Here is a 13,634-nt window from a genome sequence, read left to right on the forward strand (position 1 = left end):
CTATTCGGATAGGTATATACTTTACGGTAACAAAGGAAAGCGAGTCATGTTACTGATTCTCGCACATTTTCGGAAAGAACGTACGTAAACATTAACGTTGTATAGGTTCATCACTCAAAATCCCGTGTCTTCACGGACGTGTCGGTGCGACCCGACCACCGGTATCTTAAGAAAAAGACTTAGTTAATATAACAAAAAAGCACTTAAAAATGTTGATATATCACTGTTTAAAGGTGTTTTTTGTTTTTAAAAAAACGATAAAAAGGTAATTTGGAATCATTTTACATATTTATTCTAGGTTTTGTTTGTAGAAATCTGATATCAATCATGTTAAGTTCAGCCAAGTAACATAAAGGACGATCCCATACCCTCTAATGTTGCTCAATTAACCTAAGGATAGAAACAGTTCGAGCACAAACCGTGACACCTTATAACATAGGGAGGAGAGTTAACATGGTCCTATTTTTTCACATCCGTAGCCTGTAGCTGAAACAACAACTAATAAAGTGCAACAAACTTTACACTCCTTTATCAATTTATCAAAAACTTCCATATCCCCACTATTTGTTATTTGGTTTATAATAAAAGGATAGCCCTTGGAAAATCAGTTATTGATTTTGATGGTTGCATAAAGATTAAGTAGGTGAGTACGATCGATTTGATAGAAACACGGGTGCGTGGGTTTATTTCAGATATTCAACACCCGAAACAAAGAAAGAAGATTAATATAAATGATTTAGAGCTTCAATTACGGAAGCTTTTGGATAATTATTTTGAAATGAATGGCTATCAGTTGTTTTATGAAGTGATTGGAAAATTGCAAGAGGAAGGTGTACTTTCTCTGATTCAAAATAAACAATATAATGGCAAGTCACCGGCTCTACCTCTGTATTACTGGGTTAATATCAAAGCTCAAGAAATGAAGTGGGACCGGCTGAAGATGATGAGGTTAAGTGACAAGTTTGATTTTACATATTATGAGCACCACCCTGAATATCAAACAGAGGAAGAATGGGAAAGAATCGATAATTTATATACATTTTTGCAAACTGCTGAGGAACGGGAAGTCGTGTCCGTTGAAGAAAGAAGTCTGGAACTCTTCGGACATGAAAAATTCTTGCAGGATAGCGATCTTTATCCAGAGGGAAAAAGCTTTTTAAATCGAATCGGCATTCCAAAAGAGCAATTAAAAATGGTGAAACATGGCGAGCCGTTTGTATTTTGGATGAAACAAGGAAAAGAAATTAAAGATGTTCAGCGCGTTCTGATTGTGGAAAATCTAGCATTCTTCCATACTTCGATTAAGCTGTTGGAAGCAGAGGTGCTTGATTATGAGCCAGAGCTCATTATTTATGGAGAAGGAATGAAAATCGAACGAAGCTTTTCTTTTTTCTTTCAGATGTTTCCTCCTAAAAACTATCAAATTTATTACGCTGGAGATCTGGATGCGGAAAGTTATGGGATTGTCATTCGATTAATGGAGAAGTTTCCGGATACAAGTATACAGCCAGCATTAAAAATTTATCGGAAAATGTTCGAGTTTATAGAACAAAGAAATGACCAAAACATTAGACAAACACAAAACATGACATACCGCGATGCTTTCTTCCAGTGGTTTACGGAAGAGGAGCAGCAGTTATTACAACAATTATGGCAAGAAAATAAACGAATACCCCAAGAAGTATTAACAATTGAAACATGGAGGCGTTGGCTGTGAACGAATCATGGGAAGGTTTTGCAGGACGTATGCAACGACTCAATCCGCTATTTGAGCTAGGGCGAGGAATGGAAGTGGGCGAGTTAAAACCCTATCTCCAAACCATCCTGATGCAAGTGCTCCTGACCATCTTTTATCGAGAGTTAAATGATGATGACCATCGGCGTAAATCCGATATTAAATATATGGTAGAAGATACAATGAAGCAAATGAAGTTACTCGCAGATGAGAAGCAAGTTGAACGGATTACGAGTGGGCTATTATATTCAGGAAAAGAAGAATATAGTCAACCATTTGAAGCTTACTATTATGATGAAGTACGACAATCATGGGAGACTCAAGTGTTCCGTTATGTGACGATGGATGAACTATATACGAATTTAGAAATTGGTAGTTCCATCGTTTATAAGCTGACGGATATTGCGCAGGAAATGATTTTTATGAGTCGGGAAATGGCAGAGGAGTTTTCTATTACAATTGAACAGCTCTATAGTATCCAGCTAATTAAAAATGGTAATTTTCTTAAAGCGACAAGAAACCTCGATCACCTCATTTCACGGGTAAACCGCTTAATGGCCAAAGAATTCTCCTTTCAACAGGAAATGATTAATAATCCCAAAATCCTTTTAATAGAAGCAGAAAGGCAAAGAGCTGATAATCGAATTGAAATTGAAAAGCAATTTGAAGAAGAAAAGAATCACTTCCGGACGATTACGAGTATGATTGAAAAAACAAAACGCCAAAATGCAGAGGATGATTTAATTCATCGGGAATTAGTTCTGCTGCAGGAGAAGATCGGCCATTCTCGTCAATTGCATGATCGATTTGCAAAACTCGTTATTCAAAATATTTCCTATGAAATTAAATTAAAGGCGGAAAATCCATCCTTGTTTTGGGAAAACAGTTTGGTCTCATTCAGAGAGCATATATATGAAAATTGGTTTTTGAAAGAAGGCGTGCAATCGTTTACCGATGTAGAAACCATCCTTTCTCCGTTATTTTCACCGAAAAATGAGTTTATTTTGCCACTCGATTGGATTTGGGGCGAGCAGGAATTCGATGAAAAAGAAGAAATGGAAGTTGTTGAAGAAGATGAGGAGAAAGAACGTCTTGCCTATCAGCGCATTACGAACTGGGATTCGGTGGTTAAGGCATGGAGCTATGTGTTTCAATATTTACAAACACATCAAGAGTTTTCCTTAACCAATTTAAAGGAACTGCCATATGAGGTGCAGGATTTATGGTTTGAGGAATCGGAAACGATCGATTTATGGATGATGTTTGATAAAAAGCCGCTGAAGGTGCAAGTGCTCCATCGGAAGGAAGAGACCATTAATGATGAACGGGAGATTCTGCTGTATAAACTGATGCAGGAATATCCGCAATTTACAAAGTTTGAAGGCTTAAAGATTTATACAGAATTTGATCATCGTGCCGAGCCTTTCCTCTGGTATGAGATGAAAATCACACCGTTTAAGATCTGTATAGAGGAGGAGATTCGATGAATGCAGAAATTATCAAAAAAGCGTCGGCAGTCTACTTTTCATTATTAAAAGAAAAAGTGATTGACGAAACGAGTGAACATTTTCAGGACTATTTTGAACCTGAAGTAAGGCAGACTGTCCTGTTAATGGCGGACGAGTCGGGGACCTATATTATTGAAACTCCGAAACAGATCCATTTAGTAGTTCAGCCAACGGGTTCTGTTTTTGCAACCAATTTTACGCATATGCGGGACAAGCATAATCAGGTTGAAACAAAAAAACACTTTCATTTGATGAGTGTGGTGTTAATGTCATTTTTGGCAAGTATTGATCAGAATCAGGCTGCTAAGGTTCGAGCGAAGCGGGAGGGGATTAGCTACTATTCTCTAGAACGACAAGTGAATGACCTAATGATGAATTGGGATAAAATCCTAAAAACGGATCCGAACTTTGGTACCGAAGAACGAATTGATATGAAGGATGTTGTTACGACCTGGAAGTATATGGAGGTCGACAGAGAAGATTTCAGTTTAAAAAAAGCGAATAAACGGACACGAATCGGTCTGATTGCTAGTAGCATGCGGCTACTCGAAACGGAAGGTCTTGTTGTCATACTCGACCGTGATGATATTCCTAAGGCGATTCCGAAACAAGAACTGTTTGAGCGGATTGAATACTTATATCACGATTACGATCGTTATGAATTTATGAAGAAATTAGTGACACAAAAGGAGCATATGCATGCCGAAGATACACAAGATTAGAATTGTTGGCCTGAAATATGATGGGATGCAAAAACAATATAAAGATACGACATTCAATTTTCATAATGAAGAGACGTCCGTTAATGGCCTGATCTCGATGATGAATGGAGGTGGAAAAGGGGTATTCCTACAAGCTATCTTCCAAATCGTTAAACCAGGTACATCATGGGGAAAGCAAAACAATCGGTATTATCAGCAGTTCTTCTTTAATCAAAAGGAGCAGTTCATTCCGTATACCTTTCATGTCTTGATTCAATGGGAATTAGATGGTGCGGACCGTCATCACCTTATCACAGGTGGGATGTTCTCAGCGGAACAGCGGATTTCGATGAATGAGGAAGTAGGGAATGAAAATAAAACCCTGGAACAAGAAGCCAAAATCATCCCCAATATTACTTTTTACACACGGGAGTTTGAAACAAAAGAAGAAGCAGCCCTAGAGCATATACCTCTATATGAAGATGGCGAGGTTGCAGATAATGAGAGTTTGAAAGATTACTTGAGATGGAATGGTTTTGATGTGTATAAGGATACGAAGAAGCATTATCGTATTCTTGATACATACGCGATTAACCGGAAAGACTGGGATATTTTAAAAGACATTAATAAAGATGAGGGTGGCGTAGGGAAATACTTCGAGGGAGCTGAAGATGATCATTCGCTCTTTCAAAAACGGATTATTCCTACGATTAGCCAGGTATTACATCGAACGGAACATCAAAAGAATGATTTAGTCGAGATTTTTAAAAGTCAAGCCAGTATCGCAAAAGATTTGCCTGTGTTGTTAAAACGAGAACAAGCTCATAAGGAATTCCTGGAAGATATTGTTCCGTTTGAAGAACATTTGGCTAAAGGAATCGAACATAAAGACATTGTCCTGGACAGTATGAAGGAAGGCAGACAACTCCTTGGTGCTTTAGAACATTTGAAGGGCCAAGAAGAAGAAATGCTCCTTTCTATGGAGAAAGAGATGGAGCAATTACTCGGTAATTTAGAAGATTTACGTTATCAAAAAGACAATTTAGATTTTGCGTTGGCCCATCGTGAGGTTCTGGACTGGGAAAAGAAGTTGGCTGAAGAAAAAGAGAAACATTTATTCTTACAAGAGGCCGCGCGGGAAAAGCAGGAATCCAAAGACCAACTGTCGTTTCAACTTTTATTAAAAGAGTGGAGTGAAGTTGATCAAACGATACGCTTGCTCTCGGAGACCATTGCGAAGCTGGAAGAAAACAGTGGGTTAGAAGAAGTCAATCAAAGAATGGCTGAAATTAAGGAAGAAGCTGCGAAACAATGGGCCGAGGACTTCGAAGCTATCCAACAGGCTGTTCAGCAGTATTTTGGCTATCAGAAGCATCTGAAAAAGAAAGCAGCAGAACTTGCTAAACAGGATAAACAAAAGACTGGGGAGATTGCCAGAATTAGTACAGAAATGGATAACCTATATACCGAGATACATAAGTATGAATCGAAGGAAGCGGCTTTTACGGAAGAGTTCGGCGACCGACTGATGTATGATTTACCAGGATTGATCGATCACTTTTCAAATCAAATCGTAGAGAAACAGGCAAGGTTAGAAGAAATAAGAGAAAAAAATCATGCCTCGAGTGAACGGCAAAACCAACTCGCTTCCGGGCAAGGGACATTAACCCAATCGATTCAGTTCTCTGAAGAAAAATGTGAAGAATTGACAAGTTCAAATGAAGTTCAAAAAGAAAAAGAAGCGAAACTAGCGTCTAAGCTTCATGGTTTACTAGATCCAGTGGTAGAGCCATTTACCAATGCGCTTTTATCCAAGTATGCCCTCCAGATTGAAGACCTATTGAAGCAAATCCTTGAACAAGAGGAAGACATGAAGAAGGAATTATGGGAGATTCAGCTGGATTATACCTTAAATGATGAACCTTTCTGGATTGCCAATAAAGATGTGAAAGAACTAAAGGAATGGATTGATGAGAAGACGGGGATTGATGTCTTTTATGGAAGTCAATTTCTGCAGTCCCTAAGTCCTGAGGAACTGCAGAAGCATTTGGTGACCTATCCTCTTCTTCCATATGGTTTAGTAGTCAGCGGGCAACAATGGGAAAAGATTAATCAGCAAATGCTCAAGTCTCGCTTGTTTAATAGTCCGGTGCCGATTTTCCTGCGAGAGGAGATGACGGCGGGTTCCAGTCAAGCATCGTTTGTCATTTTGAACGGAACCGAAAAAGAGCTGTTAACAGATAAACACCAATTTACCGAATGGAAAATTCAAATTGCGAAATCGATTGAAGAGAAGAAAAATACGCTAAACGAATTGGAAAAAACGGAAAAAGCCTATCGTCGCATTTTAAAAGAAATCGATCGCTTTATCTCGGGTGAGCTTTCGAGTGATATTGAAAAGACATTGGATGCGGAGCGGAATGCCCTGCTTTCAAAGCAAACCCAATTGCAAGAGATTATCACCAAGCAAGTAAATGAAAAAGAAATCCAACTGCAGCTGAAAGAAGAGTTGGAAAAAAGCCAACGAAAAATTGAAAAGTTGTCTTCTAATATCAATCGATTAGAAGAGTTTACAAATGAGAAGGAGCTCTATCAAGAAAATAAACGGGTAAAACTGGAGAAGGAAAAACTAAAGGAAGCTAGCCTTAAGGCCGGGGAAGAGATTAGCCAAGCGCACGATGAATTCGTTGAGCTGCAAAGCAAGTGGAATCAAACATATGTAGAATGGAAGCTGCAGGTTGAGCAATCAATAAAGAAGATTGCCTTCTTTAATGAAGAAGCTGCTTTTCCAAATGATAAAACAGGTGAATTATCGGAAGAGGTACCATCATTATCGCCACATATTTTAGAAGAAATCATGGGTAGTATCGATGAGTTAAGAAACTTGCAAAAATCAAAAGAAGAACAAGCACAAGAACTACTCATCAAGCAGACCGAAAAGGCAGGCGAACAGAAGCAACAAAAGAAACTTGAGAAGAAATTGAACGTGCAAAACGAGAAGTGGAAGGACGCTCCAGTTCCGGACGAACCGATCTCTATTTTAGAAAATATGCTGCAGACTGCAAACAAGGATTTGAAGGCAGCAGAAAAAGAAGAACGGGAACAAGGAACGGCAGTCACTGTCGCGGAAACGTCGGTTCAACACGCGATTGTTCAGCGAGACAAGTCTGAGAAAAAGCTAGCGAAGTATGAAAAACAGCCTGAAGCCTGGGAAAACTTGGACTTGGAACTGAAAGCTGTTGAAATTAATGACCAAACGAAGAAAACGAAGGCAGATATTAAGGATACGGAGAAACGCCAGAAGGAATCAGTTGCGAATATTACCGGTTATGAGGGCGATATGTTGACGCTCTCGGTTATCTTGAAGGAAGAAGCGGCTGCCTTCACGGAAGAAGATGTAGAAAAAATTAAGAGTCAAGGAAAGTCCTGTATTCTTAACTGGTGTGAGCAGCATCAAGCCTTAGAGGAAGAAGGCCAAGAAAAGCATGCGAAGATTGAACAATCACTAAGAAATTTAAAACTGACTATCGAAGGAAAAGATTGGGAAATTCGTTTTAAAAATGAAGTGTTGACCACATTGGATCATATGGATACAAGACATTATGACCACATTCAAAGCGTCGTGAAAAATATGAAGCGCTTCTCACAAAGTGGGTTGGAACAATTAGAACGGGACAAGGAAAGAGCGGAAAAGGCACAAAATTTCTGGGCTAGTCGTGCTAGCATGAAAGTGATGAGTATTTCCGAAGCGGTTCGTTCAATGATTGCGAAAATGAAGTTGAAAAATGAACGAGGCACATTCCCACTTGTCCAGCTTAAAGAGGATATATTACCGAAGAAGGCCGAAGAGATCGAAGCCTTGTTAAGACAGCATTTCGTCTCAAGCATAAATCAAATCACGAAGCAATTTGATTTAATTGACGATAATAATCACGCACTAGATCAAGAAATCAAACAACTCGTTAGCGATGAGAAGATCTTATTTGTGTCACTCAGAAATCGTTATCCAGAGCTTCTTGTCTATAACATGCGAACGGATAATGCGTTTATGTACGGAAAACCACAACGGGAGCATTATTCTACATGGCAAACAATTAATCAAGGTTCAAAGACTAAATCGGATGGAAGCGGCGGACAAAAGCTATCTGCTCGCATGGTAATGATGATGATGTTACTATCAGTGAAAAATGAAACAGATCAAAGTTGGGTGCCATTAGTTGTGGACAATCCATTCGGTCAAGCCGCATCTGCTCATGTTCTTGATCCAATCTTCGCTGTTGCAGAAAAACTGAAGTTCCAATTTATCATCGTTACGCCGCCTGAATTGGTCAAAACAGAAATCAGTCAACGATTTGAAGCCTATTATAAACTCGATTTCATTCGAGAAAAAGGGAAAGAAATTATTTCGGACACGATTGTACCAGCATTTCGGATACACCAAGGGTTGAGTGTCTGACAAAAATCAATAAAACAAAAAACTTATATTGGCGAGTCTCTTATAATGAAGCTTAACTAAGGACAAGGGGGACAGTCTCCCCCTTGTCCAATCATATTTAGAACATTGAAGTATTTAAATTCCCAGATTTTACCTTGCTTTATATCGGAAAAAACTCTAGGAAACTTTTCACTTTCAGTCCAGCTGCTCCTAGTATTTTTTATTCTTCATTCTAACTTGTATTGTAAGCGGATTCTTAATAATGGAAAAGAGAAATATTAAAGTTAGGGTTTAAGGCGTATTAAACGAATCTTCTTATTGATAAAGAAAGTATTGAGTACAAAAGGACACACGCTAACACTTTAGCACATTGGAGGACTGAAACTAATATCTGTTGTCCCGTTAATAATCTTATATCCTCTAAATTCAACTTAGGATTAAAGTGCTATTTTTCTCCTTTCATCTTCTTTTATGTAGTATATGTGTTAATATATACGTGAAAAAATTGGGGGAAGTAGGGATGAAATCATGGTTAAGATGCGATTGGTTTTAGGGCTCGTTTTTCTTTTGTTTATCCTTTTTGCTTGTGATGAGAACGCTTCCGAAAATTCGACAGGTGCTGAGGATTCTCATGAGAACGAGCAAGAAGAAACGGAACCAGTAACAGTTGAGGCAGAGGCAGAAGACACAGAAGAAAAGGAAGAGGAATCACAAAAAGAGACAAAAGAGGAGGTTATCGATGAAGATACTGTTGAGAATTTGCCACCGATACCCACTTCATTTGCAGAAGCAGTAGACTATCCATTAACTGGACAATTGGCTGGAGTAGAGTTTATTAATCAGCCGGAAATTATCGAAGTGCTGGATTCGTTTCCAACATTAACCAGTGAAAGCACCGAGGAAGAAGTTGAACATTGGGAACGGTATCTTTGGACATTATTTAAAGAAGATTTTAGTCCTGTAAATGTACCAATTGATCAGTGGGAATCCATGCAATTCAGTGACCCGACTGCTGTAGATAATGAGGGAATTGCAGTACTTGAGAGAAAAGAAACCTACAATATTGCTATTTTATTAGACTCAAGTGGCAGTATGGGAAACTATGAAGGGGAAAGAACAAGAATGGATCTTGCAAAGGAAGCGATTCAGCAATTTGTAGAAAATCTTCCGGAAGAAGCAACTATTTCCCTTGATGTTTATGGACATATTGGAACTGGAAGTAATGCTGATAAAGAAAAATCCTGTTCTAACATAGAAGAAGTTTATCCGCTTTCTACATACAATAGTGACAAATTTTCTAAAGCGTTAAATCAATTTGAGCCGGCAGGATGGACACCGATGGCTAAAGCTATCGAAGTAGTGGAAGGAAAATTGAAGGATTATAATGGGGAAGAAAATACAAATATTATCTATATCGTAAGTGATGGGGTGGAAACATGTGAAGGTGATCCCGTAAAAACCATCCAATCCCTTGCTGAATCCCAAATTGACCCTGTTATAAATATCATTGGCTACCAAGTGGATAATGAAGGGTTGGAGCAATTAAAGGAAATGGCTGAGGCATCTGATGGACGTTATATCAATGCAGCGAACCAAGCAGATCTTGTATCTGAATTCGAGCAGACAGTTGACATGGCGAAAGTCTGGGCAGAATGGAGTAATGATGCTAGAGAGACAATAGCTAAATTATCCAATACTATTCGTGATCAAGTTCTTGATTGGAATAGTATGCAAAAAGAGCTAGCGGATCGCGAAAATGGTAACTTGAATGCAGCAATAAAGTATTTGAATGAAGAGCAAATCATTGATTCTAGTGTCCATCAGGAATTTAAAGGACAGATATTCAATTCTCATATTTCGATTAAGGGAGATATTGCAAATATCTACTTAGATATTGCAGGCACGAATGCTAATGAATTTTTAGATAATTACTTCGGTATTATTGATCGGTACAGGGACAATATTGATTAATTCATTTCACTGGAGTGAGAGAAATGGTTGAAAATTCGTTTGCCAGCCGAACTTTGTAATTCGATAGCTTTTAGTCCTAACCAAAAACTACATTGAAAATTATTTTTATTATAATAACGGGTAAATAACATTCGGGTGCTTTCCTTTAACATATAACAGGAAGGTGTCCTTTTTGTTTTGTTGTAAATGAATAATTTTATAAATTATATATAAAAAATTCTGATAAATTTCTAATATTGATATATAGTTAGATTAGATATTCAAGAATCAGTTATGATCCGTAAAGCGGAAACGAAAGGGGTTAGATAGATGAGTAGAATTATTATAACAACAGAGAGCGGAGCAGATTTACCACTTGAGATGGCTGAGAAACATGCGGTTCAAGTGGTGCCGATGCATGTAATTATGGATGGAAAAGATTATTTAGACGGTTCATTGCCGGTTGAAGATATATATGAATACCATGAGCGAACGAAAAAGATTCCTTCTACAACCGCAACTAATGTCCATGAATATGAGCAGTTCTTCAAGGAGATTAAAGCGAACTATCCGGGTTGTGTCATTATACATATTGGATATACATCTAAGGCATCTTCTTCTTTTCAAAATGCAATGATTGCAACGGAAGAGTTGAATGATATTTACCTAATTGACGCGTTAAACGTAACAGGAGGATTAGCTGCAATTGTGATGTTTGCAGTAGACTTATTGGAAAAAGAACCTATGATAGAACCTAAATACTTAGTAGAAAAAATTGAATTCATCGTTCCGAAATCCAGGCTAGCTTTTGTTCCAGGTAGTTTAGAATTCTTAAAAGCGGGTGGAAGGGTCAGTAATCTTGCTTACCTAGGAGGTGCACTGTTAAAAATCAAGCCTCGTATTGAATTAATAGATGGAAAACTTGTATCTACCAAAAAATATCGCGGGAACATGGGCTCGGTTTCAGAAAAACTAATGCATGATTATTTAAATCAATACGATATAAATAAAAAATATATTTATTTATTATACTCCATCGGCCTTGATGAAAGCATCAAGGTGAGAATGACCAATATCGCAAAAGAATATGGATTTGAAAATATCAAATGGATGCAAGCCGGTGCGATGATCTCTACCCACGCTGGTCCAGGTGGATTCGGAATTGCTGGATTGGAAAAATAGATATATTTCTCTAATTAGCTTCAACCCTTACGATTGGTATCAATGTGATGATTGATCGTTTGGCGAAGATGTTTACATTGAGGAAGATGGGGCGGATGCGTTTATTTTAAGGACAAAATTAATTATCAGTGATAGCTTGGTTAAGTGGCTGCTAACATGGGGAAGTGATGCAAAAGTAATTGATCTACCTGAACCTATCCAGGACTAACCCTAATTTTCTTAAAAAGTTCTTACACGATGTTACCATTTATCTTAAAGTGAAACACCTCGACTAGTATAAAACCGAGTCGAGGTGTTAAAATAAATTACTGAAAGATAGGAGGAACATATGGCATTGTTTTTGCTAAAATCCAAACTAAGAAAAGTACAACCGGAACATGAAAAATCAACTGTAAAATAGAATAGCCAGCAAGGTCTTTTGCCTTGATCCCCAATACACCGAGTAACGGTAACATAAAGAATGGGTTGATCATGTTTGGAAGTGCTTCTGTCGCATTATATACTTGCACGATCCAAGCCATGTTAACATTTAACTCTTTCGCAGCTTCGAGTAAGTAGGGTGCCTCAACAATCCATTTCCCCCCACCTGAAGGTAGAAAGAGTCCTAGAACAGCTGAATAGATTCCTGAAATGAGTGGAAAAGTATTTTCAGTCGAAATGGAAAGAAAGAATTTTACTAATACATCATTAAGTCCTGAATTCATTAAAATTCCAAAAATCCCTGCATATAAGGGGAATTGTATAAGTACGCCACTAATTGCAGGTACCGAGTTAGAGACAGAGTTCAAAAAGTTCCTCGGTGTCCAGTGCAAAAGTAACCCAATCATTAAAAGGATAAAGTTATAATTATTAAGATTTAGTGCTGCGATTGGTCCTAAATCCGCTATGGTATTGCCGATATAAATAAAACCAAGAGCAACTAATAAAATAGTTAATATGGGGCTATATTCAAACCATTCTCCTGGCCTGTCACCCTTCTTCTTTTCAGGGGTTTCTTTTCGGCTATAATCAAGGCCAGCCATTTCTGCAGTCTTTGCCTTGTCTTTATTAGGTGCGGAAACATAGGCAATCCAAATTGACAAGACGGTCAGAACGACAATCATGACTAAGTTTTGCCAAGTGAAAATCGTGTCCGACATAGGAATCGTACCACTAATTTCATACAATTCGGGAGGAATGGAAGCTTTCGTTGCCATTAATAATGCTGCTGATGAGGAAAGTCCTAATGCCCAAATGGCCCCGAGACCTAGAAATCCTGCTGCAGCCATGGCTCGATAGTCGACGCCTTTTACCCGATTACTAATTTCCTTAATTAAGATTCCACTGAATACCAAGCTAAATCCCCAACTAATGAGGGATGTAATTAAGGCGAAGAAAGCTACAAAAGCAATGGCTATCTTCGGTGATTTCGGAATGTCAGCAATTTTTTCAATTAGCTTATGTACAGGTTTTGAAGTAGCTACGACATAACCTGTAATAATAATAAAGGCCATCTGCATTGTAAAAGGAATCAAATCCCAATAGTGCGTTCCAAAATCAACACCAACTTCGACAGGTGTCCTTCCCATTAATAAAGCAATGATTGCAATAATAACAACTGCCATCGCAGCAAAAACATATGCATCTGGAAACCACTTCTCACTCCAATTAGCTAACGAAATACCCATACGTTCCAGACGACCTGATTGTTCTTCTTGTTTTCCATTTTTATTCTCTGGTCCCAATATAAGCACACACCTTTCTACTTATTATCCAATTAATATTAATATAATGACCGATTCACCTGACTAATTGCTTGAGGTTTGATGTACTGCTTTTAAGCTGGAACAACAACTGCTGGTATATCTCCATGTATCCCTGTATTGATAGCACTCGTCTCGCTGGATTATGACCAAGTCCTCTTGTACATAACCGAACTTCATCAATCTGATCTTTATTAATTCCTACTTTATTAACTTTGCGCTCTCCCTAAAACGGAGTTATGACCGCGCTTACAATACTTGCTTCATTATTTCTTATAGTAACTCCTTTCCCTCTATTTATAATATTCTAACTTTATCACAATTATTTTACATTAGGATTACTGATAAGTTAAATGAATATTTAAATTTGTTATATTCATA

At 38.0% G+C, this 13,634-nt stretch carries 7 protein-coding genes; 6 read left to right on the top strand and 1 reads right to left on the bottom strand.

The annotated features are described in order from the left end of the window. Window positions 1-643 precede the first annotated feature (643 nt). The 6 genes from CUC15_RS05760 to CUC15_RS05785 all read left to right on the top strand — a co-directional run bounded on the left by CUC15_RS05760 (window position 644) and on the right by CUC15_RS05785 (window position 11,511). Window positions 644-1,717 (top strand): Wadjet anti-phage system protein JetD domain-containing protein, encoded by a 1,074-nt coding sequence (locus tag CUC15_RS05760; RefSeq protein WP_114915745.1) that lies wholly within the window; start codon window positions 644-646, stop codon window positions 1,715-1,717. Continuing rightward, window positions 1,714-3,222, top strand: a complete 1,509-nt coding sequence (locus CUC15_RS05765; RefSeq protein ID WP_114915746.1) for a hypothetical protein — start codon at window positions 1,714-1,716, stop codon at window positions 3,220-3,222. Before CUC15_RS05760 ends, CUC15_RS05765 begins: the two co-directional genes overlap by 4 nt. Continuing rightward, window positions 3,219-3,965, top strand: coding sequence for a DUF6063 family protein (locus tag CUC15_RS05770; RefSeq protein ID WP_114915747.1), 747 nt, complete (start codon window positions 3,219-3,221; stop codon window positions 3,963-3,965). The genes CUC15_RS05765 and CUC15_RS05770 overlap by 4 nt, the downstream gene beginning before the upstream one ends. Next, window positions 3,943-8,400, top strand: coding sequence for a coiled-coil domain-containing protein (locus CUC15_RS05775; protein WP_114915748.1), 4,458 nt, complete (start codon window positions 3,943-3,945; stop codon window positions 8,398-8,400). The genes CUC15_RS05770 and CUC15_RS05775 overlap by 23 nt, the downstream gene beginning before the upstream one ends. A 507-nt stretch (window positions 8,401-8,907) precedes the next feature. Continuing rightward, a complete protein-coding gene (locus tag CUC15_RS05780; protein WP_114915749.1) occupies window positions 8,908-10,350 on the top strand; it encodes a vWA domain-containing protein in 1,443 nt (480 codons plus the stop codon). Between the two features lie 309 nt (window positions 10,351-10,659). Then, window positions 10,660-11,511, top strand: coding sequence for a DegV family protein (locus CUC15_RS05785; RefSeq protein WP_114915750.1), 852 nt, complete (start codon window positions 10,660-10,662; stop codon window positions 11,509-11,511). A gap of 305 nt (window positions 11,512-11,816) precedes the next feature. On the opposite strand, the gene CUC15_RS05790 is transcribed toward CUC15_RS05785, so the two are convergent. Continuing rightward, the gene (locus CUC15_RS05790) at window positions 11,817-13,235 is read right to left on the bottom strand and encodes a short-chain fatty acid transporter (RefSeq protein ID WP_242985958.1); all 1,419 of its coding nucleotides are present in this window, start codon (window positions 13,233-13,235) and stop codon (window positions 11,817-11,819) included. Window positions 13,236-13,634 lie beyond the last annotated feature (399 nt).

Origin of the sequence: Oceanobacillus zhaokaii (assembly GCF_003352005.1) — a bacterium.
Taxonomy (GTDB): Bacteria; Bacillota; Bacilli; order Bacillales; family Amphibacillaceae; genus Oceanobacillus; species Oceanobacillus zhaokaii.